Source organism: Paenibacillus sp. BIC5C1 (genome assembly GCF_032399705.1).
Lineage (GTDB): Bacteria > Bacillota > Bacilli > Paenibacillales > Paenibacillaceae > Paenibacillus > Paenibacillus taichungensis_A.
The window spans coordinates 3635908-3657665 of sequence record NZ_CP135922.1 but is presented as its reverse complement, the minus strand read 5'-3'; the positions used below and the strand labels follow the sequence as shown (position 1 = coordinate 3657665).

17 protein-coding genes and 1 pseudogene are annotated in these 21758 nt (G+C 43.6%); 15 read left to right on the top strand and 3 right to left on the bottom strand.

Annotated elements, in window-relative coordinates:
- Nucleotides 1–79: 79 nt before the first annotated feature.
- From RS891_RS16375 to RS891_RS16360, 4 genes are all read left to right on the top strand, one after another.
- Complete coding sequence (locus tag RS891_RS16375) at nucleotides 80–331, top strand: antibiotic biosynthesis monooxygenase (protein ID WP_315792354.1); 252 nt, start codon at nucleotides 80–82, stop codon at nucleotides 329–331.
- A gap of 288 nt (nucleotides 332–619) precedes the next feature.
- Nucleotides 620–955, top strand: coding sequence for an NADPH-dependent F420 reductase (locus RS891_RS16370; protein ID WP_315792352.1), 336 nt, complete (start codon nucleotides 620–622; stop codon nucleotides 953–955).
- A gap of 405 nt (nucleotides 956–1360) precedes the next feature.
- Entirely contained in the window at nucleotides 1361–1828 is a 468-nt protein-coding gene (locus RS891_RS16365) for an NAD(P)H-binding protein (protein ID WP_315792350.1), read from the top strand.
- A 550-nt stretch (nucleotides 1829–2378) separates the two neighbouring features.
- Nucleotides 2379–3335: an IS30 family transposase gene (locus tag RS891_RS16360; RefSeq protein ID WP_315792349.1), complete on the top strand. Its 957-nt coding sequence runs from the start codon at nucleotides 2379–2381 to the stop codon at nucleotides 3333–3335.
- A 210-nt stretch (nucleotides 3336–3545) separates the two neighbouring features.
- On the opposite strand, the gene RS891_RS16355 is transcribed toward RS891_RS16360, so the two are convergent.
- Entirely contained in the window at nucleotides 3546–4697 is a 1152-nt protein-coding gene (locus RS891_RS16355; protein WP_315792347.1) for a YhgE/Pip domain-containing protein, read from the bottom strand.
- 210 nt (nucleotides 4698–4907) lie between these two features.
- On the bottom strand, nucleotides 4908–5687 hold the full coding sequence (locus tag RS891_RS16350; protein ID WP_315792345.1) for a nuclear transport factor 2 family protein: 780 nt from the start codon (nucleotides 5685–5687) through the stop codon (nucleotides 4908–4910).
- A gap of 194 nt (nucleotides 5688–5881) precedes the next feature.
- Here RS891_RS16350 and RS891_RS16345 point away from each other — a divergent pair, with 194 nt between their 5' ends.
- From RS891_RS16345 to RS891_RS16290, 11 genes and pseudogenes are all read left to right on the top strand, one after another.
- Nucleotides 5882–6487 carry a TetR/AcrR family transcriptional regulator gene (locus RS891_RS16345; RefSeq protein ID WP_315792343.1) on the top strand — a complete coding sequence of 202 codons (606 nt, stop codon included), beginning with the start codon at nucleotides 5882–5884 and terminating at the stop codon, nucleotides 6485–6487.
- 1014 nt (nucleotides 6488–7501) lie between these two features.
- Nucleotides 7502–7999: pseudogene (locus RS891_RS31670) on the top strand (copper amine oxidase N-terminal domain-containing protein).
- A 20-nt stretch (nucleotides 8000–8019) separates the two neighbouring features.
- Complete coding sequence (locus tag RS891_RS16330) at nucleotides 8020–8403, top strand: hypothetical protein (protein WP_315792337.1); 384 nt, start codon at nucleotides 8020–8022, stop codon at nucleotides 8401–8403.
- Nucleotides 8404–8497: 94 nt separating this feature from the next.
- Nucleotides 8498–10573 (top strand): CAP and S-layer homology domain-containing protein, encoded by a 2076-nt coding sequence (locus RS891_RS16325; protein WP_315792336.1) that lies wholly within the window; start codon nucleotides 8498–8500, stop codon nucleotides 10571–10573.
- A gap of 156 nt (nucleotides 10574–10729) precedes the next feature.
- Nucleotides 10730–11587, top strand: a complete 858-nt coding sequence (locus RS891_RS16320) for a hypothetical protein (protein WP_315792334.1) — start codon at nucleotides 10730–10732, stop codon at nucleotides 11585–11587.
- A gap of 358 nt (nucleotides 11588–11945) precedes the next feature.
- Nucleotides 11946–12386, top strand: a complete 441-nt coding sequence (locus tag RS891_RS16315) for a DUF6979 family protein (protein ID WP_315792332.1) — start codon at nucleotides 11946–11948, stop codon at nucleotides 12384–12386.
- Between the two features lie 491 nt (nucleotides 12387–12877).
- Nucleotides 12878–14056, top strand: coding sequence for an IS110 family RNA-guided transposase (locus RS891_RS16310; RefSeq protein ID WP_315792330.1), 1179 nt, complete (start codon nucleotides 12878–12880; stop codon nucleotides 14054–14056).
- A 317-nt stretch (nucleotides 14057–14373) separates the two neighbouring features.
- Nucleotides 14374–14826, top strand: coding sequence for a DUF3888 domain-containing protein (locus RS891_RS16305; RefSeq protein WP_315792328.1), 453 nt, complete (start codon nucleotides 14374–14376; stop codon nucleotides 14824–14826).
- Between the two features lie 520 nt (nucleotides 14827–15346).
- Nucleotides 15347–16087 (top strand): hypothetical protein, encoded by a 741-nt coding sequence (locus RS891_RS16300; RefSeq protein ID WP_315792326.1) that lies wholly within the window; start codon nucleotides 15347–15349, stop codon nucleotides 16085–16087.
- A 230-nt stretch (nucleotides 16088–16317) separates the two neighbouring features.
- Nucleotides 16318–16731 (top strand): BlaI/MecI/CopY family transcriptional regulator, encoded by a 414-nt coding sequence (locus tag RS891_RS16295; RefSeq protein WP_113054604.1) that lies wholly within the window; start codon nucleotides 16318–16320, stop codon nucleotides 16729–16731.
- Nucleotides 16731–18593, top strand: a complete 1863-nt coding sequence (locus tag RS891_RS16290) for a M56 family metallopeptidase (RefSeq protein WP_315792323.1) — start codon at nucleotides 16731–16733, stop codon at nucleotides 18591–18593. The genes RS891_RS16295 and RS891_RS16290 overlap by 1 nt, the downstream gene beginning before the upstream one ends.
- Before the next feature lie 448 nt (nucleotides 18594–19041).
- Here the strand turns inward: RS891_RS16290 and RS891_RS16285 are convergent, their stop codons facing one another.
- Nucleotides 19042–21708: a discoidin domain-containing protein gene (locus RS891_RS16285; protein WP_315792321.1), complete on the bottom strand. Its 2667-nt coding sequence runs from the start codon at nucleotides 21706–21708 to the stop codon at nucleotides 19042–19044.
- Nucleotides 21709–21758 lie beyond the last annotated feature (50 nt).

Here is a 21758-nt window from a genome sequence, read left to right as displayed (position 1 = left end):
AGTGATACATAGTACATAATGAGACTTGTGACCATGAAGAAAATAAAAAAATTAATAAGAGGAGTGTTCTAATGATGCAATGATTAGCAACTTCAAGAGTGAACCTACCTTTGTCAATGCGATCGTCTCCAATGATCTTGATCATTCTGATGATCTTGTCATCTATGAGATCTGGCAGGGTACAAGAGAAAGTTGGATTCAACACGAACTTAATAAACCTTATCGTGCTGAGTATGAAGGTGCACTTACCAACCTAATTGATGATAGAATCGTAAGCTGGCTTGAACCAGTCGGTGAATGGGGAAGTACACTGACGAATGTAAGACGGTAAGTTTTTTAATGGTAAGGATTATCACGTGCAATCCACTCAGTACCTCCAAATTCGAATTTTACAAATAATCTCTGAATATTTCACCGTGAAACAACAGTCACTCGATCTACTGCCAAACTTAATCAATGGAAGAGTTCTCGCTAGCTTCACGATAAAAGATGATCTGGACGATATGATAACCTTTTTTTTGACCACAATGTAACTTATATTGTTAGATTTCGTTTAACTTACCTTCATTGAAGAGTAAGATGAGAATGTTAAACAAATATAATTTCATGGAGGTGCCTAATGAAATTTGGCTTTATTGGTGCTGGAATAGTTGCTCAAACGCTAGCAAGGCATCTCTTGCTTTACGGTCATGAAGTTATGCTCAGTAATAGCCGTGGTCCCGAAACGCTCTCAGAGCTGGTAAGCTCGCTCGGTACTGGCGCAAAATCTGGAACACCTTTAGAAGCAGCTGAGCAGGACTTTGTAATTTTGAGCGTAATGTGGCCGCAAATGCCTATTGCTTTGTCCATGGTTCCTGACTGGACAGGCCGTGTTCTTATTGATGCTACCAACCGTTTTGAAAATATGGAACCTTTGGTCGGTGAATTATCAGAAAGAATTCGAGTGAAATCGTAGCACAATATGCTCCGGGTGCTCTGGTAATCAAAGCTTTTAACAGTGTTCCGATGGAATGGATTAAGAATTACACGGAAGAGAAGCCAAAGACTGTCCTATTCATGTCCGGTGACGACATCCAAACAAAACAAGTCTTGCAAGAAATTTGGGAGAATATTGGTTTTGCCTGTATTGATCTTGGCTCCTTAAGCCAGGGCGGTCTGCTGCAGCAAATAGGAGGTCCTCTTGCTGGATTGAATTTAAATCTGTTGGAGCGATACAGTGTACGATAACGCTATTCTAGGTTGCAAGTGCCAGCAGATGTGTGAACCAAATCTTATTGGTTGAAATGTTTCGTTATTTGTGGACATTTACCAACTCCCATATTCATGCACCACCTAACGTTAAGGACTTTCAGTCAATCATATGGTCATAAAACAGGTGAATGATCCGGAAGTTGTGATTGGTTCTAGTTATAAGATTAAAGCCGCGCAAGCATTTACCGACCGCAATACGCAACATTTCAATGTCATCGCAGCTGCAAAACAGGCTGGTGTCAAACAAGTGATTTTCACGTCAATCATACAAAGAGAACATTCAAATCTTATTGTGCCCGAAGTATCGATGTCAGACTTATTTGCTGAACAAACGCTTAAAGCATCCGGATTAGACTATACCATTTTGTGGAATCCACCGTATCTTGAAGTCATGCATTCGTATTTCGGAGATGCGCTTAAAGTCGGCGTGCGAGTACCCGCGGGTTCCGGCAAAGTAGCCGCTGCATCTCTGGACGATTTGGCGGCAGCAAACGTAGCCGTTCTCACTCAAAACGGGCACGAAAATAAGTCATATACTTTAAATGGTAGCGAATGGTTTACCTGTTCTTATGACTGATTTCTTATTAGGTAGGGTGCGAGGAATCAACACTGGAGAATTCTCGGAGGCGTCTGGAGATCTTGAACGTCTGATTGGCCGAAAACCAATAACGTATAAAGAATTCTTTAAAATCAAATCGCCGTTTTCTAAAATTGAAGATTGAAAACTGGCATGTTACCAACTTAATTCTAACAAAAGATTAGAGTTATTTGCAAGGAAGACATACTATGGGCCGCAAAGGCAAAGTACCATCAGAATCGCTTCTGTGATCCACAAGAGGTTCTCGATGTGAAGTTCACGACTTTTGACTACAAGCTCGCCAAAGGCGATGTATTGGTCAGAGTTACAAGGAATCGCCGCAAAGTACTCCGAATCTTCAATTAACTCGTCAACGCGATGGTCCAAACTATTGAATATAAGATACTTCAATAATCTGTTGAAGTTTTTATGAAGGACGGATTGTAATATGAAGTGCGACACCTACTGGAAATAAATAAAAAAGGGCCCATGGCCGGATTCGTGTAGAATGAAGTCACCATAACCACCATTCACACAAGGAGAATCCACCATGAGCTACAAACATCTTAGCATAATCGAACGCAGCAAGCTAGAAATCCTCCACCAGCAAGGCAAAAGTTCACGAGCGATCGCAAAGGAACTCGGCAGACACCCTTCGACTATTTGTCGTGAATTACAGCGTACAGCTTCATTTGAAGCCTATGAAGCAGAACAAGCCCAGAATGCGTGTGTGGAACGTCGTAAGGCATCTGTATCCACCGGCAAGTGGTCTGCTTCCCTAGCTGCTTTGCTTGAGGAAAAACTGAGGGCCACATGGTCTCCCGAACAAATTACCGAACACTTCCGAGTCGATGGCCTGCCTGTAATCTCCTTCAAAACCATCTATCGCTGGCTCTACACGGGGCGTTTGGTTCGAGGCGCGTTACAGGTCCTTCGACACAAAGGGAAGCGTCAGAAACCTGCAGAAACTCGCGGTAAATTTGCGATCGGCAGATCCATTTCGGATCGCCCCAATGAGGTTCGTTCCCGTGAAACGTTTGGACACTGGGAACTGGATACCGTCGTATCGGGTCGTGGGAAAAGTAAGGGATGTGTAGCCACGCTCATTGAACGCAAAACCCGTCTGTATACCGCCATTCTCATGCCTGATCTTACCGCTTTGTCCATGGAAATTGCGCTTGGTGTGGCCATCTCCCAATACCCTAAAGGCACCTTCCTTACAGCCACGGCTGACAGAGGTAAGGAATTTGCTTGCTATGCCAACCTGAAAGACACCCATGGTGTGCACATCTATTTTGTTGACCCGTATTCTTCCTGGCAACGCGGTTCCAACGAAAATGGGAATGGGTTATTACGGGAATTCCACCCCAAGGGAACCGATTTCGCTCTCGTAGAGGATGAAAAACTCGGCCAAACACTGGATCTGATTAACCACAGACCCCGAAAATGCTTGGGTTGGAGAACCGCTCACGAATCTTTCACAGAGGAACTGTCGCACTTGGTTTGACAATTCGTCGAAGAGAAAAATTTTTTAGCCGCTAATCCATAAATATGTGGATTAGCGATTCTTTGCTATTCTTCAAGAGTAAAGGATATCTGTATCGGGATAAGAACATTGTGTCATTTCGGATTAGGTAATTATCTAAATAATATCATGATGGAGAATATCGAACCCAACTAACCGAACCAAATACCGACAACACAACTTTGTTTGTTCTTACCATATTTTAATCTCCTGTAACAGAAGTAGGGGCGCATCTGTCGTTCGACCGGCCTTAAATCCGGAAGCGAGCAGCAGGACCAAAAATCCCACGGCGACGCCCCACAAAACGAAGGCGTTTGAGCCGACCGCGTCCAGTCCTCCGAAGTACATCACTTCCCGCAGCCCTTCTGCCGTGAACCGCAGTGGCGTCCACGAATAGATCCAATCTCGCGTTGTCTGCGACAAGAACTCCGGAGCCATGTTCAGCAGCGGCATGGAGAAGAACATCAGCAGTACGAGCAGAGGCATAGCCGGAAATCCGATCCAATTGATCAATGAAGATTGCAACAAGAAGAACGCCGATCCAGCCAACCATAAGAAGAACCAAGTCTCCCTCGCGTTCGCTAGTTCCATGCCGTACCACGACAAAGCCATCCATAAGGTGAAGCCTGACGCTATACCAACGGTCGCAAGTCCCACGATAGCTTGCAGTGCACTTACTGTCCATTTCCTTGAACCCTTGGCGACCGCCTTCTGGCTAGCCAGGAACAAAACTATCCCGGTCACCAGACTGCCGATCCACATGATCTGGGTCAACAAACCCGGCGCATTCCCCGACGCATTATTCACTCCCGGTGGATGCACGACGTCCTCCTGAACGGTCACCGGTGTCATTAAAGCTGTAGCCGATTCAACGGGAATTTGCTCCGTTTGCTGCCCGATCTGCTCAAGCAGCAGCTGCAACAGTTCCTCGCTTATCATTTGCATCGCTTGTCTCATGGTCTGTCTTACAACCAACGAGGCTTGGCTGTTCATCCCTTCGTTGGCGATGATCTTCACATTAGGATGAATCGGTGAGGGAGTTGCTAACGAGAGTAAACCGCTGCTCAGATCCGCCGGAATCACTATCACTCCGTAATATTCGCGTTTATCCAATCCTTCCCGAGCCGTTTCCTCGGAATCCACGATATGCCAAACGAACGGCATTGCCGGGTCTGACACCAACGTTTCCCGAATCATTTCCCCAACCGAAATCATTCCTCCAGTCGACAGATCCGCTGGCCGGTCAAGGATAACGAGGGCCACCGGAAGCTCCTTGGGCTTCGATCCCAGCACCGATCCCATCATCGCTACCCCGAATACGGTCAGCACGATCAGGACGAGCACTAATCCGAGCTACATCATTTTTTGTGTCAATATTTTCATGATTCTCTTCCCCTCATCACTTCATTGCAATGAACAAAAATAGCGTTGCTGAAGCAACGCTCCTGTATCCATTGGACTTTAAAGTTTTCCATTCAAGTACTTTCGTGAAGCGAAAGACATCACCGTAAATAAATTCGGCGATGTCTTTCTTGCGATTCAGCTACACAAACTTCAAAATCTACTGTTCGTATTTTTTCGTTTTTCTTCCGGCAGAATGGCCTCAATTACGTCCCAATGCTCAGCGATCTTTCCATCCTGTACGCGGAACAAATCGTAGAAAGCAGTATGTTGACCACCAAATTGACCTTCGCTCACGGTAATAACAAAATCGCCTTGCCCGATAACTTGATGGACATGAGTATATTGAAACTCAACTTTTTTCTCCTTCAGAGCCTGCAAAGCAGCGTGAAGACCAGAAAGTCCGTCTGCAATATGAGGACTATGCTGAATGTAGGTATCTCCATCAAAGTAAGAGGCAAGCAGGTCAGGGTTCTTTTCGAGCAAGATGTTTTCAACATAGCTTTTGACAAATGCTTTGTTGGCCTCCGTCTTGTCGATATCCTTAATCGTAACCGGTCCGTCAATCATTGTATGATTGCTTGGTGTCTTTTCCACCATCTCTTGTAAATTGTCCCAATGTTCAACGATTATCCCATTCTCAAAACGGAAGATATCAAATACGATTTTAGGGCCGTGAAAATGATATACAGAATGAAGAGCCACATAATTTCCGTCAACTAAAGCCCGCTTAATGCTTACCTTTGTACCAATTTCCTTTAAATGATCAAGAGCACCAAGCATGGTTTCACGACCATCGAGTAAGGCCTGGTTGTGCTGAATATATTGATCTGGATGAACGTAAGCCGTAATCGCTTCGGGATTGCCGCTCTCAAAACTTTCCAGCACGGCGACTGTCTTACGAACAAGCTCATTTTGATGGTTGAATGTCATTGGTAAATCCTCCTCGGAATTTTTTTGGTCATTAGATAAATAATGAACAAAACGTTGTTTATTTATCTGATGCTCATTATATTAGAGGTTAATATAACGCTCAATATTCAATATTTTTAGTTTTGAAGTATAATAGACAACTCATATAACTTTGTCGCATAATCCGCTAAATAAATTGAGGGGGTTCGAACACAATGAACAAGAAAACCGACCTAAGAATACTGCGTACGAAACAATCGATTCGAAAGGCATTTTATGAGCTTATTCAGGAAAAAGGATATGAAGCGATAACGATTCAGGATATTGCCGATCGGGCTATGATCAATCGAAACACTTTTTATCTTCACTACCAAAACAAGCCTGATTTATTAGATACATGTATGAATGAATTGTTAAGCGATTTAAAGGATGCAGTCGTTCTTTGTCCGATCAGCATGAATCCTTTCAGTATTTCTCTACTTGAGACAGTGATGGAAACTGTACTGGAACATATTTCTCTTAATATGACTTTTTACCATTCCATGTTAATTGAAGAGAATCGAATCTATCAGTTTCAAGTGAAAATGGAGAATATCATTAAAGTTAAATTGACTGAGGGGTGGAAACCTGTTCAGGGAAACTCCCCTTTAGCGGTATCCAAGGAATTGCTGCTCGAATACCTCGGATCGGCTTTCATGGGGATTGTAATTTGGTGGATTAAATACGAAAAACCCCTTCCTGCAGATGAAGTTTCATCTCAGTTTAGTAGAATAGTTGCCTACGGGCATTTAAGAGCTGCCGGCATCGCCGTCGAGGAATAAAAATAGCGAGGGTAGAAGGAGCACAGGCACTAAATAAAGGGCGTAAACGATAAGTTAACGACGATTTAGGTAATCGCGGAGGGGAGGCTCACGGAGGAGTACCAGGAGATTTTTCATCTAATCCATAAAGATATCTCTGATATTACTACAGCGGACGAAATGAGCCGATTTATGAACCGAATATTACAGCATCTATCATCTCATCATCCTCCTATGGCAATGTCTCTATACAGTGCGCTTGTTGATGCGGGCATACGTTACTCGGTAGAGAATTATGATCGAAATCTTTCTTTACAAGAAATATGTCGAGGGACAAGAACATGATCCCATTGAAGTCGCTATTTTAGCGGCTTTTTTAATTTATCGGTACAAGTTCTTGTCCCGAGCCAAGGACAAGAACTTGTACCGATTGCCGAGATGGACAAGAACATGTTCCAATTACCGATTCGGCGTATATCTAATCGGTATTTTGCCTTATTTCATTAAGCTAACTGGCAGGTTAGTTTAATGAATGATATTGAAAATATCACCAAAGAACCGTATTATATTTTGCCGAAAAGTTTGCTAAATTGTTCAGCCGCCAGCTGATTTTTGGCTGCAGCTAGATAAGAACTACCATGATTCTCTAAAAAATGTAGGGACTCAGTGATTAGTCTCTTTAGAAAAGGTGGTGGATTGAAAAAAAACTCTGTACATCTTTTTGCTAATTATGTTGGAGTCTTAGCCAAATGGCGGCTAGCAATGACAATAAATTACCGCTCTTTTACATTGGTTACTTGGACTAAGGATGAATTTTGTAATTTGATTAGAGGTGCATCTAATTAATTCACATAGAAAGTCTTGTATAATAAAAATGGGATAAAATACCTATTTATAAACTATAGTACATGGTAAAATATTCTTACTATTGCCAAGTTTGTTTGATATTTAGGATTTGTAGACCTATGTAAAGAAAAAGATACTGGGATGTGATAGTGAGAATAAGTACATATGGAAAGCAGAGGGATTTAGATAATGAAGAAACTGTTATTAACAGTAATAGCAAGTATATTGACTGTAAGCATGATAGGTTCGGGAAACGAAGCAGTTGCAGCTGCAAGTACTCCGAAGCAAGTAGAGGTATTGCTGAATACCGTTAAAATGAAGTTTCCAGATGCGAAGCCATTCCAAGATGGCCAAGGTAGTGTCATGGTTCCGATCCGCTTTGTATCTAAAGCGCTGGGTGCAAAGGTGACGTGCTCCAAGTAAGGAAAAGTTTCCAAGGTTGGGATGGTCAGCAAAGATCATCAAGTGGACATGACGATCAGGCATACTTCAGCCCTCGTCGATGGCCAGAAGAAAGACTATGGCACGCAAATCATCCTGAAGCCAAACCGGACCTTTGTTCCCCTGCGTCTGGTGAGTGAAGGATTTGGCCAGAAGGTAGAGTTGGACAAGATTGGCCGCTGGGTCTGGATCGGGAACAAAGACTTCCGTAGTACAGATGATAAGGCGTTTAAGTTAAAAACCTGAAGAATGAAACTTCCCCTGGCGTGAAGATTATCAAAGAGAGTGATTTACCCATCCAACTAGCGAATAGTCAAGTAGTATATAGCATTGATTTGGTAAAAGATCCTGTACGTAGCGGGAATGTGGTACAGATCAGAAGTAGTGTCAGAGGAAATCCTATCGCGTTCTTAGTAAAGAAGAGTTTTGCAAAGGGGCGCCATGTGCTAGATGCTGCTTTTATAAATAATGGTGATAAAACAGGAATGAATAACTATCCGGTAGTGAGTAGCTTGGATCTCTTCCAATATGGAAAGTTCGTAGAGAATTATGATTACACGAAGTTCAAGCTTTCTTCAGCAGATTATATTCTTTTGCGTGATGGCGATTTGGACGAGTGCGCCGTAGCCATTATCAATCCATTCAAGTAAGTGAAATGATTCGATGAAAAAGACTATCAGTTCAAATACTGACAAGTCTGTTAGAAAGATTCGTAAAAAAAGGGAAGATGAGGGGAGAAACACAATGAAAGCAAGCAAACGCAGCAAGAACAACCGGAGATCGGGGCGCAGGTGGGTAACATGTCTGCTCGCCGCGGTCTTGGGCCTAACGGTCGTCGTACCGGCTTATCCGGCAGAACGTGCATCCGCGGCATCCGCTACGACGGCCTCGCAAGGAGGCTTCACGCAGGATCAACTTGACGGATTGGCTTATCTGAACGAGATTCGTGCGAAGGTAGGCGTAGGCCCGTTGGAGCTGGATACGAGATTGACGCAGGCGTCGCAGGCGCACGCGGCTTATTACAATACCACCCACTTCGAAGGATTGTCGGCCCATCGGGAGGAGCCGGGTACGGCAGGATTTACGGGAGTGACTGCTGGAGACCGGGGCAAAGCAGCCGGATGGCCAAACACTTCGGTAGCTGAAGTCATGTCTTTTAATAATGCAACAACACGCGAAGCGATCGATTCCTGGCTTAGCACCGCTTATCATCGCGCGATTATATTGGATGACAAATATACATCGGTCGGCATCGGGTTGCAAGGTGGTACTGCGGTCATGAACCCGGCCTATGTGAAATTCGAAAAGAATGGTCCGGAAGCCAAAGTGTATCCGTATGACGGCATGAAAGGAGCCGACGTTGGATTCTACGGAAACGAGATTCCAAATCCGCTTGTCCGCTTCGGTGTTGAACACTCGGGTGGCATTATATCGGCTGCGGCAGGCTTCGCCATCGATTCGTTCGAAGCGAACATCGTGGACTCGCAGGGGCAAGAAGTCCCGTACTACAGTGAACTGAAAGGGGATACGGTGTTCTTGTATCCGAAAGATGTGCTGGACGGGTACAGCGTCTATACGGTGAAGCTCGATTATACGCTGTATAAGGAGTCGCAGCTTCGCAGCAAGTCCTGGTCGTTCACGACAGGCAAAGGGCGCACGTTAAAGGGCTTATCTGCCCAATACGACGAATTGGTGCTGAATCCGGGAAGCAAGTTGCCTATTCAGATCACGGCATCTTACGATGATGGCACATTCGGAACCCCGAAAACGGCGATCACCTACTCCAGCAGTTCGCCTGCCGGTCTGAAAGTCTCGGCGGACGGCACACTCAGTGGGGTTAAGCCCGGCAGTTACAAGGTGACGCTCAGCTCTGGGGCGGTGAGAGGAACGGTACCAGTGCGGGTATTCGAGCGCCTCAAGAGCAAGAGCTATCCAGCAACTGATCCGACCAAGGTTAAAGATATCGCAAGACGCTCTGATCAAGCGGCGATCGAGTGGGCGCTTCGTTCGGGCGTCGCCGGAGTGGACACAAACGGCAAATTCCGCCCAGAAGATTCCGTGAGCGAAGCGCAGTTCCTCATCATGCTGCTGCGCACCTACAAAGTCGATGACGAATCGTACGCTTCCAAGAAGAAGAAGCACTGGGCAGAAGGCGCCTACAAAGTGGCGACGGCCCGCAACTTGCTGCTGTTCAGTGCAAGTCCGGGCAAAAGCGACTTCCGGGACAAACCAATTAACCGTTATCGCGCGGCTGGCCTGATCGCGTCGGCGGACGGCGTGAATTTCGATTTTTCGAATGCGGTGAACTACGTGCTGGCTCATAATTACATGCGTGGGACCGAAGGCAATCAGAGCTGGATGTTCGGTTCCAACGATATCATTACTCGGGCGCAGGCGGCAGTGATATTGATGCAATTGCATTCCGGCATGAAGCAATTGGTCGGCGCACCGAAGTCGGTCACGTCCGAGAAGAAGTTACCTGAACGTCTGTTTCCGGAAGTGTATCTCAAACCTGCGCTTGGCAGCAAGACGTTAATCGTCGAATTTCACGCGGACGGCACCCTGTCGGTGGAAGGACAATTCGTGGATCAGGCGAACAAGCAGTTGGAGATCCAAATTGATCAACACAAGGATAACTTGCAAAGTGGGAAGATGCTAGCAAAAATTCCAGTGCAGATCGATTCGTCGGGGCGATTCTCTGTATCGTCCACAGGTACGTATAGCGACGCGCTCCTGAATGTGTATCTAAGAACAGAAGGAACGACCTATGCTATCAGGGTCAAAAGAGGTACTATGAACGCGTCGGATTATTCAAGCTAAGAAAAAAGTCCCCACAAACATGTTCGCAAACTCAACATCAAAAGGCGAAGATGCCTCCGACTCGGTTCGGAGGCTTCGGCGTGTCAAAGAAGATCCGACTTGGATAAAAATGAAAGAGCATTGACTTAGGTATCTTGTTCAGAGGAGTCGTCTATTATGAAAAGATTAGAGTTTTTAGATATTTTGACAAGAGACAGAAATTTACCAAAGAGTTTGCGTAGAAGAACTAATCTTAAAAGATTATCACTTTTACTAATGCTATTGTTTACCCTATTAATGATTCTTATGCTATTCCGATCACTATACGTAAATATATTCGGAAATATCGACAAGATGAGCTATTGGTCCTTATCTATTATTGGTGGTTGGCTGTTATCAATAATTGGAGTAGTTTGGTCTGATAGTTACAATCCAATCTCAAAGGTTGGGAAGTTTAATAATCAACTTTTTGTACTTATAGAGTTACTGATTTTAGAAATTGAGAAGAGTAAAACTGGGTCTTATCACTTAACTGAATTAACTTTGCTATTTAAAAGGTATCTGTATAGGATGTCTGTTCATGCAAATTCTATATACGTATTTGAAAACGATGAGATAAGTTCTAATATTTCTAAACTTGCTGATATCTCATCAAATAAGTTACGTAATGTTACTGATAAAAAAGTATCAGTATCAGTATTAAATTTTTACAAAACGTTAAATAACATATACGAGAGTAAAATTAATGAAAGACATGTTGATAAAGATGAATTTAGTATGCTTTTAAAATATGTAGATGAAATAAATCATTACAAACCTGAACCAAATAAATCAAATCTTTATCTTAAATCAATTGAATTTTTACAACGAAATAAAAAGAAAGTGTTGATCTCTTGTATTATTGTATTTGGATTAATTGGCCTAATACTAAAATTACTCGGCATGAATGATTCAAAGTATATCGAGTATTTCTTATATTCGACGACAATTATCGGTCTTATATTAGGAGCCCTCTCATTAAAAGAAAATGATTAATTTATCCCAGATCCATGATTAACTGTTGTTGTGCTTTGTCTGCTGCATTGCTAACGTCAAGCTCTACGCCCAAGTAATTCGAGCTACTTCAAACTATTTACATATGGGATAGAATCTATCAATGAGAGCATGTCTACAAAGACGTGCTCTTTTTTTCTTACTGTTCTATAAGCCTAGCTATGATTAGATCGTTCACTAATAAACTAACGGGATCGAGGATGCTGCTAGCAAAAATGCTATGTGAACACGTAGAAGGACGCTGACTGGGGACGTAATGATAGGACAAGAACCAAACAACTCCTAAATCTATACCTTGAGATCAATTGGATATGTTAGGATATAGGGAGTACAACATATCTTGTCAAAGCCCATGGACTTTTTACTGGAGGAAATAGTGGTGAACAAGTACGGTGAAGTCGCGCTTCGTGCAATTCTTTTCATAATAAATGGTGAAGTAACCCATCCACTCTCTGCTTGGAAGAAAGCAGCGTCAATTTCTTTCGGAGAGGGGACATGGGGGCAGCGTAAATCCTGTCCTAAGAATGCATTTATTGGATTATGCGAGAAGGGCTTAGTACATGGTGTATCTTATGGCAATTACTCTGTAAGAAGTGGCTCAAATAAGAATAAAAATTACGCTATCGATGCGATTGAAGTTTTGAAATGCAAACCTGAATTGTCAAAGGACAAGCTAGGTTTGTGGAGAGAGGTGATGAATGGGGAACACATGTCTCATGACTCACAGATGGATGTTGTATTAGCATTGTGGAATAACCATATGATAGATCGGAGTAAATGAGTGAACTTCTTAGAATAATGGCTACATATCATTCGCAATTGTTCATTTGATAACACCTACAAAATGGCTTGGGCTAAAGCGATTACTGAAATTGCCGTAGAACAAGAAGAAGTATTCCCAACGGAAGAAGTAATTCTAGTTGAAATTCAGTAGTTAAGAGATATCGCAGAAAAGGTAATAAAAATAGAGGAATTGTCGAAAGAAAAGAACATGGTCCCATTAAAAGTCGCTATTTTAGCGGCTTTTCGTATTATCAGGTTAGCCAGTAATTACTGGTTGGCCTTTTTTTGTGGTCGTTTTACGATGGGGGGAGCCGGGAGAACGTGGCGGCTTTAGGGGCTAGGACCTCGTAACAAAAACAGTTCTCCCACGACCTCCAAAAGACCATGTTTGGGCTGGTAGGGGCAGTTGACCCCGTATAACAAGCGAAGCTATGGGTTTGGAAGCATCGTGGAAAAGGACCGGCAAAACAAAAGATAAGGAGTGAGGACATGGAACCTGTTGTCGGTGTGGATGTTGCCAAAGGTTCGAGTGTAGTTCAAGCGTTTAGGAAGAGAAATGAACCGTATGGCAAAGCAGTAGAGATTATACATGAAAAGAATGGATTCGAACGTTTCTCGGTCATGCTAGACACGCTTCAGGCCGAAACGGGCTTGGCGCCCGTGGTGGTTCTGGAAGCGACAGGGCATTACCATCGCGCATTGGTTTCGTACTTGGAACGAAGTGGCTACACCTACTATATGGTGAATCCGTTGCAGTCCAAACGAGCCAAGGGAGCCCAGCTACGCAAAGTCAAAACGGATGCACTGGATGCTTGGCATCTGGCAGAGATGTACTACCGTGGCGACGTGAAGCCGCACCGGACCTGGGATGAGACGTATACGGAGTTGCAACATTTGACACGGCAGCATGAATTCGTTACAGGAATCTTTGTGCAGGCAAAACTGAACAGTAGAGCCCTATTGGAGCAAGTGTTTCCGAGGTACGAAGGGTTATTTTCGAATGTGTTTTCGGTAACGTCATTGACGATACTAGCCCGTTGTTTAGAGGAAGGTACAGCGGATTGGATTGAAATTATTCAAGGAGGCACACGAAAATCTCGTTCCCAGCAGTGGGCGATTGAAAAAGTCGGAAAACTGGAGGAAATGCTGTGTGACTGGAAAAAAACTCGGCGTAGTCCGTCTCAAAGCCAGGCTCTTCTCGGGATGGTCACGTTATTGCTGACAATAATCGGGCAACTGGAGGGGCTCGAAAAGCAAATGGAGGAAATAGCGGCAAGCCTACCCGAAGTTGAACTTGTGAAAAGCATCCCGGGAATTGGAATGAAATTGGCGGCAGCTATTGTAGCTGAACTAGGTGATGTAAAACAGTTTAGTGATGCGAAGCAACTTGTGGCGTTTGCAGGCCTTGACCCAGGGATTTTCAGTTCAGGAAAGTTCACAGCGACCAGTACACGAATCACGAAACGAGGCTCTAAAAGGCTCAGACGATCGCTGTATTTAGCGGTGCAATGCGGAATGCGGAAGAATGCAAATGCAAGAATCCATTCGTACTACGAGAAAAAAAGAAACGAGGGCAAGCCCTACAAGGTGGTTGTGATCGCTTGCGCGAACAAGCTGTTGCATCACATTTTCGCCATCTTGCAGAAGGGGCAGCCCTACCAAGCGTAATCCATATTTAACCAAAACCTCCATAGCCGTGGAGGTTATTCGTGTTGGTCGAAAAAAGTATAACACGAAAAGAGAACTCATCCAACCTGAAATGCTTGACAAACATTAGCTGGTTTTTGTTTTATCGGTACAAGTTCTTGTCCCAAGCCAAGGACAAGAACTTGTACCGATTACCGTATTGGACGAGAACATGCTCCTATTGCCGATTAGGCTTATATCTAATCGTTATTTTGCCTGTTAATTCATTAAACTAACAGACAGGATAGCATAATAAATTCTCTTCATTTAGTGAAAACTACCCTTAAAAATTGCTTAGGATGAGGGCTTTAGAAATGAAAAGATGTATCGGATTACTGCTAACAGTTATCATTTTCTTTGTGACAATACAGCACGTCTGTGCAAAGCCAAACGATGAACCATTGAAGCGACTTGTACTTACTTTGTTAGCTCCAAAAATACAGGAACAGATTAACCAATACTATATAAGTAAATTAACTGTATCACCTACGTATGCGCCTTTTTTGGATGGAACTGATGTAGACGTTAAATATCATTCTTCGCATATTGATGTTCAGGTTAAAACAATCCCGTACGTAGGACCTCATTTGGATGTTGGACTCGACTCGATGAGGTTTAGTATAGATAACTCCGGTTCAGTAGTAGTTCTTGAGTATAAGCACATTAGGGATTATAACTTGCCTCCTAACTGGCAAGAAATTATTAAAACTCGTAAAACTAACGGGAAACTAACTGAGAAGTCATCAAAATGATCATCTGCTGTTTTTAACTAGCGGACTGACAATAGCGATCGTTGCAGAATTGCTGACGATCCTTTTTTTGTATGTCTTTAGAGCAGCTTAAAATAACACGCTAGAGTATCAACCAAAGATCAGAATGAAGATTGGCAGTGGTTGATCAAAATTAATGTTGTGGCATCGACGTTTCCATTCTGGATACACATAAGTATGAAGATCTGGAAGGGATCGTGCAGCTCATACGGGATCTGATGTTCGGGTACTGAGCTGGCTTGCTAAAGAGAAACGTAAAAGGAATTAAAGAGGCTCAAACTGAAGGGATTTAATCAATTTAATTCCGCTTTACTAAACTGGTTGAGGGACAAAAAACATGGTCCCATAATAAGTCGCTTAGATTAGCGGCTTTTTTTGTGTTTAACGAAAACTGAAAAATTTCTGAACAAACCGTATTGACATTATTAAACTACAGATGTAGTATTAATTCCGAACTACAACTGTAGTTCATAAAAAAATTATAGGAGAGGAGCATTACCAAATGAAAGCAGCAACGAAAGTAGCCATTGCGACACTAAGCAGCATTTTATTAATGGGTTCTTCCGTAAGCCTTGTGGCGAAGGCGCAATCCTACGAGAAAGCCCAACAAGCCGTTGTTAAAAAAACAGCCGAAGCAGCCAAGCCTATAACTGCTGAGGAAAAAAAGTTTATCGAACAAGAGATTGAAAGAGTGAAGAAGTTGACTCAAGAGTCGGGTGATATGTATGTCCTGTATCATAAGTACCCAAAATTAAATAGCGGATTTGATATTAGTTATTGGGGAGGGGTACATGAATTCACTGCATACGAGGACTACTTGAAAAAAGCAACTACCCTGAAGGGATCGATTCTGAAGCAGCCCGCTAACCTGCCAAAGGGATATAAGTTTTTATCAGCGGTCATTGAAGGTCCGATCGAAGGGAAATTCGTTGATGAAGTAAGGGCCGAAGGTAAGAAGAGCGGAAAGCCCATCTATGTGAAAAAGATAGATTGGAAAGAGGCGGCAACCATCCGTCTTAAATATACGAATGGAAAAGACACGCTGGGCTTTTCCAAGTATACGGTAGATTCGGAGGAAAACAAGAAGAAAGGTTTCTTTGATGATACGCTGCCGGCCCATATCTTTCCAAAATACGTTTTTTGGAATGATGGTGGCAAATTCGAATACAACATTTCAACCTCTTCGTTGGATATTTCACGGAAACAGAAAATCGCAATGCTAAAAGCAGCCGTGAAAAAATAACACTTTACGTCAGCTAAAAGTTTTCTCGAACAGGTGCTCCAAAATGTGATTACAGTGGGTTTCTTTTGTGGATCATCATGTCGGACTAGCGGTACGAAGCATTTTTGCGTGTAACAAAAACGAGGAAATTACTCTCTGACAAACAAGTTGACATTACTAAACTACAAATGTAGCATGTGTATTGTAACTACATATGTAGTCTAAGTAAATTGACTTTGGAGGTTTCATGCATGAATCAAATACCACCGATTACGGATGCAGAGCTGGAAATTATGCGCGTATTATGGATAAATCCGTCCTGCCCTTCCAGCGAGGTCGTAAAACAAATGACGGATCGAATGGGGTGGAGCCCCAATACGACCCGGACGCTCCTCAGCCGTCTGGTGCAGAAGGAAGCAGCGGGTGCGAAACTGGAAAAGGGTTCAAAGCGCACCCAACTATTTTATCCGATCATCAGCGAGCAGGAGTATCTGCAGTCTGAAACCAAGTCCTTCATGAAAAAACTTTATGGGGGGGCTTTAAAGCCAATGCTGGCCAACTTTCTACAGGATAAAAAACTGAATGCACAAGAAATCGAGGATCTAAAGGCTTTGTTTGACGAAAACCGCAGAGAAGACGGGGAAACAGAAAAGAGAGAGCCCTGATGAGTCTTACATTGCATGAAAATTTATTGTCTTTTTTAGGCTGGGTAATTCGCGGATCGTTCATGGTCTCCATCCTGATTCTACTTGTCCTAATCCTGCAATTTCTATTAAGAAACAAGATTGAAGCCAGATGGAAATATTGGCTTTGGCTTCCTGTGGTCATTCGTTTGCTGCTCCCTTGGGCCCCGGAATCCTCGCTTAGCCTATACAATGTTTTGTCCCTGGAGGCCATAGCGCCCGGTATTCATAAACAAACTCAAACTTCATCGGGTTGGAAGGAAGCGGGGAGAATGAGCGAGGCGACGATTCATATTGAGCGCTTTACAGGCCCGGAAGTGAGTGGAACTTCAGAAGTACCTGATCCATCCCTTGAATCGGGACCCGTGCAGGAGAGCGGCCTTTGGTGGAATGGCTCCAACAATATGCTGCTGTCGGTTTGGCTTGCGGGCGTGCTGCTTCTTGCCGCGAAAACGGTATACGACCAGCTTCGATTAAAACAAGCCCTGCGCGAAAGCCGAAAAATGGACACGCCTTTTCTGTTGGCAGTTTTTCACGAGACGAAACAACAATTAGGTGTAAAGCGAAAAGTGCAGTTTGTGGCCAGCGATCGAATTCCCGGACCTGCCGTGGTCGGTTTTAGCAAGCCAGCGATTGTCATTTCGCCCAGTCTGCTCATCACGCTGCAAAAAGATCAACTTCAATATATTCTCGCGCATGAGTTTGCACATATTAAGCGGCGGGACGTCGCAGTGAACTGGTTGATCCATATCATCCTGATCATCCATTGGTTTAATCCGTTATTATGGCTAGCCGTATATAAAGCAAGACAGGACCAGGAGATGGCCTGCGATGCATGTGTCTTGAATCGGATGAACCCGCAGCAAAATATTGCATACGGACAAACGATCATCCATGTGTTGGAGCATTTTTCAGGAAACCAACGCCAACCGGGACTTGCCGGCCTGTCCGCCACGCATAAACTAATGAAAAGGAGACTTACGATGATTAAACATTTTCATAAAAAATCATACCGCCTGTCCATTCTGGGGATGGGGATGATTCTCGCGCTTGGCAGCGTGACATTAGTTAATGCCAAGGAAAGCGATGCGGGGAGCGTAACACCAAAGGCTTCCGTGCAATCGGAACAGGATTTAAACGCTGCTTTGAATAATGATCCGGATATGATCTATCCCGAGGGGGATGTAGACCGCGAGTTCTATAAGAAAGAACTGGAAAAGGCCCGAAAAAAAGCAGAAGCAGCAGCCAAGGCTCTAACTCCAGAGGAAAAGAAGTATATCGAAGATGAGACCAATAGAGTGAAGAAGCTAAGTAAAGAGACAGGTGATATGTACGTTCTGTATTATAAATATAAGGATCTTAACAACGGTCTCGACCTGAGTTATTGGGGAGCGGTAGAAAGATTCTCTGCTTACGAGGACTACTTGAAAAAAGCTTCCACTCTGGAGGGTTCCATTCTGAAGCAGCCCAAAAATTTGCCGGAGGGATATAAGTTTTCCAAAGCGAGAATTGAAGGTCCAACCGAAGGAAGGTTCCTTGATGAAATAAGGGCGGAAGGCAAGAAGAGCGGAAAACCCATCTACGCGAAAAAGATAAGCTGGAAAGAGGCGGCAACCATCCGTCTTGAATATACGAACGGGAACGATACGCTGGCCATTTCTAAATATATGTTAGACTCAGAAGGAAACAAGAAAAAAGGTTTCTTTGAGGATGACTTACCGGCACATATCTATCCAAAATACGTTTTTTGGCATGAAGGCGGATTCGAATACAGCATTTCAACCACATGGGATATGTCCAAGGAACAAAAGGTCAAAATTCTGAAAGAAGCGGTGCAAAAATAATATTTTAAGCATGCTTTGCTCTTCCGCGAGTAAGCCCATGCAGTCCTGGGAGTAAAGGATTGCATGGGTTATTTTATTGATCATGATTTAGAACAACGAACGGAAGGAACGACCGACCTATTACAACGCAATATTACATATGTACAAAATACGAGTTTTGTGAAACAGTTGTTACGAACCTCATCACAACACATTCTTCAGTTAACTGATGATTCAATAATCAACTCACTTACACTTACATCCCATGGATAAATGTGGCTTTTTCTTTTTATAACCCCCGAGATATTTTTAATTTCGTATGGATAAATATGTGATCGCACATAATTATAATTGTCGTATCACACAACTCAGTTATCTTAAATATAATATGCGCCCATTACAGCTTTATATTGAACGCATATTATATTTGATTCTGAATTTCTTCTGATTTTATCCTACTACGTCATTTTTAATTCTCGTGCACCCAAAATTCAATAATGCTGTTCCAGGTATTCGATTCGTTGCCTTGGCCGACATAACGAATGAATTTGGCCTGAGCCGGTTCAAATTCAAATGTCTCATAAGCCGCCTGTTTTTGACTGGCCACGTTACTTAACACTTTTTGGTAATTAATACCATCAGTTGATATCTCCAAATCAAAATAATTGGATCGTGTATGTCCATTATAGAATTGAATGCTTACCTGCCCTACTTGAGTCTGTTGCTCAAGCTCCAACTGCAGGTATTGTCCCTTTCCATCTGCAGACCATCTGGAGTCTGGATCACGATCGATTGTATGGATCGGCAGATTGCCATCATCTGCACTTGCCGTAACCTTGCTTATGACAGCGAAAGGTCCTTCCGGTTCAGCCATAGGCTCTTTGACCTCAAATTTCTCACGTGCCTCGACTGTTACTCCATTAAAGACGCAACTCACGACGATGTCGACCTTTCCCGCTTTTACTGCATGGAATGTAGTTCCTTCTGTATATCCGATCGTATCATCACTTGATGTGTACGTCACAGGAACATTCAATTCTGCAATATTTACGATCTCGCCATTATCTAATGTTAGAAAAGAGGATAATTCTCCGCTTCCGCCTGCGCTGATCGCATTACCTGCAACTCTCCAGCCGGGTACTGTTTTATTGGGACTTATGGAGATATTCTCTGGAAGTACGGGTGTTTCAGCTACCTTAAACTTAACTCGCACGTTCTGTTTGTGGCCCCGATAGGATACAGTGATCTCTCCAGTTCCATTAGTCTGTTGCGGTTGCTTAATTTTTACCTTTGCATCCTTGGCATAAGCTTTTGCAGAGATGATCGGCGTTTCGGTTGTGCCATAAGGCAAAGTGTGAACGTAATCGGTTCTTAAAAACTGCATACCCCCGATAGCTTCGCCGTTCACCAACAGGGATTGAAGCCCCAGATGAATATCTTTGATTCGCTTCTTGCTCTGATCCTGATATAAACTTTGTGGGGATAAACGATCGCCCTCCCCAATGCCTTCTGCCATATCAAATGGCTGCGTATTCGCATCGGGTATGGAACCTACAATGTTGACGTTCACGCCGGTGTCCTTTCCTTTTGTTCCAATGACATATCCATTCCCGAATTGTTCTGATTCTACAATAACGCCGGATTTACTAGGGTGTGCCGCCTGTCCGGTCGTATTCCAGAACACACTTTCAGTGGTTACCACCCCATGACGATTCGTTTCGGATGATCCATAATCCCGTGTAATGGCAGAGATCCCGTCCCCGTTAACGACCAGGTTGTCGATCAGGTTCGCCATGCTTAAATACATATGAAAATCAGTCAATAATGAAGGCTTCTCAGAATACGAACTTTGCAGGACATTCCCGTTCGCAGAGAAGTTGGCATATGTGAAGCTATGTCTAGCTCCTATTGCCTTACTATTCTTAATGAGATTATCATTGCCTATAAATTGATATAAATAACCATTCCCATTCGCTCCACGATACTGCGGGTACTGCATGGTTACATGATCCACAGTGATGTTCTTCGTACGGTCCAGAATAATACCCTTGGACAACAGATGATAATCTGAATTGCCGGCTGGTTTATAGGTGTTAATATTTCGAATCCAGCTGTTGGCCACTGCAATCACATTGACCGCTTTGGCATTATCGGCTTCATATCCAGCAGTCCCAACGACTTTGAAGTCATCTTCACCAAGCCCCGATTTCGCATTTTGAATGTTGGCGATCGAGAAATCCTCCAAACCTACTTCGACAATCGGATCAGCGGTCTGACTAATCGTAATATAATCGCGCAACTTCATTGGATAACGCGTCGGAATGTCTAACGTAATCGTTTTGTTCTCTGAATCTACGCCCACGATTTGGCGATAGAATAACGGTTCTACTTTCCCGAGACGTGACGACCACTTGTTTTGCATGCCGAGTTCACGTAAGAAACCTGGCGTCGTTTCAAATGAAATGACCACGTAATCATTCACTGCAAACCCGCTCGTATCCTCAACGGGTAGCAGGACGGTTGGATCAGTAACCGATTTGCGAAGTTTCGTGGAAATTCCGGTTTTCTTCCAATCTCCGTTACCGATCCGGATAATATCCTTGTTTTTCATATTTTGCTGTGCATTATAGATATGAGTCTTGTTCATCCCGTCACCTTTCAGGACCACACGACTTGCAGGAATGTTTAGTGAATAATCTTTGCCGTCCTGAGGGTTAACCTGATATGTACCCTTGGGAAGATACACGACACCCCCATCTAACGCAACAGCAGCATCAATTGCCTTTTGAATAGCCTGCGTTGCATCACGACTCCCTGAAGGATCAGCAAAGTACGGTGATTTGGTAACATCGATACGTTTGTTTTTAGGCGTTTTAGGTAGTTCTGTTTCCCCGCGCTGATAACCGGCATACGAAAAGTCATGCAGAAACCTTCCCTGTTCATCTTTAAATCCTGGATACCAATCGTTTGGATAGAGTCTGCTTCTGCCATCCGTACCCAGAGACAGATTCTCACCGACACGATCAATAGATGGCTGTGAGTCACCCTCTGACGCTCGAACCTCCTGGGTTCCAGGTACAGACAATCCAACGGTCAACGTAAATGCCAACACTAAAAAAGGCCACTTTCTACGCATACTTTCGTTCTCCTCCTTTTGGATTCCAGAGTATGTGAGCGGTTTCAAGA

Excerpts from the sequence above, each read along its gene's own strand:
- RS891_RS16370 (WP_315792352.1), top strand. The coding sequence starts at position 620 with ATGAAATTTGGCTTTATTGGTGCTGGAATAGTTGCTCAAACGCTAGCA.
- RS891_RS16295 (WP_113054604.1), top strand. The coding sequence starts at position 16,318 with ATGAATCAAATACCACCGATTACGGATGCAGAGCTGGAAATTATGCGC.
- RS891_RS16360 (WP_315792349.1), top strand. The coding sequence starts at position 2,379 with ATGAGCTACAAACATCTTAGCATAATCGAACGCAGCAAGCTAGAAATC.
- RS891_RS16305 (WP_315792328.1), top strand. The coding sequence starts at position 14,374 with ATGAGGGCTTTAGAAATGAAAAGATGTATCGGATTACTGCTAACAGTT.
- RS891_RS16285 (WP_315792321.1), bottom strand. The coding sequence starts at position 21,708 with ATGCGTAGAAAGTGGCCTTTTTTAGTGTTGGCATTTACGTTGACCGTT.
- RS891_RS16300 (WP_315792326.1), top strand. The coding sequence starts at position 15,347 with ATGAAAGCAGCAACGAAAGTAGCCATTGCGACACTAAGCAGCATTTTA.
- RS891_RS16345 (WP_315792343.1), top strand. The coding sequence starts at position 5,882 with ATGAACAAGAAAACCGACCTAAGAATACTGCGTACGAAACAATCGATT.
- RS891_RS16310 (WP_315792330.1), top strand. The coding sequence starts at position 12,878 with ATGGAACCTGTTGTCGGTGTGGATGTTGCCAAAGGTTCGAGTGTAGTT.
- RS891_RS16375 (WP_315792354.1), top strand. The coding sequence starts at position 80 with ATGATTAGCAACTTCAAGAGTGAACCTACCTTTGTCAATGCGATCGTC.
- RS891_RS16290 (WP_315792323.1), top strand. The coding sequence starts at position 16,731 with ATGAGTCTTACATTGCATGAAAATTTATTGTCTTTTTTAGGCTGGGTA.
- RS891_RS16365 (WP_315792350.1), top strand. The coding sequence starts at position 1,361 with ATGGTCATAAAACAGGTGAATGATCCGGAAGTTGTGATTGGTTCTAGT.
- RS891_RS16350 (WP_315792345.1), bottom strand. The coding sequence starts at position 5,687 with ATGACATTCAACCATCAAAATGAGCTTGTTCGTAAGACAGTCGCCGTG.
- RS891_RS16325 (WP_315792336.1), top strand. The coding sequence starts at position 8,498 with ATGAAAGCAAGCAAACGCAGCAAGAACAACCGGAGATCGGGGCGCAGG.
- RS891_RS16320 (WP_315792334.1), top strand. The coding sequence starts at position 10,730 with ATGAAAAGATTAGAGTTTTTAGATATTTTGACAAGAGACAGAAATTTA.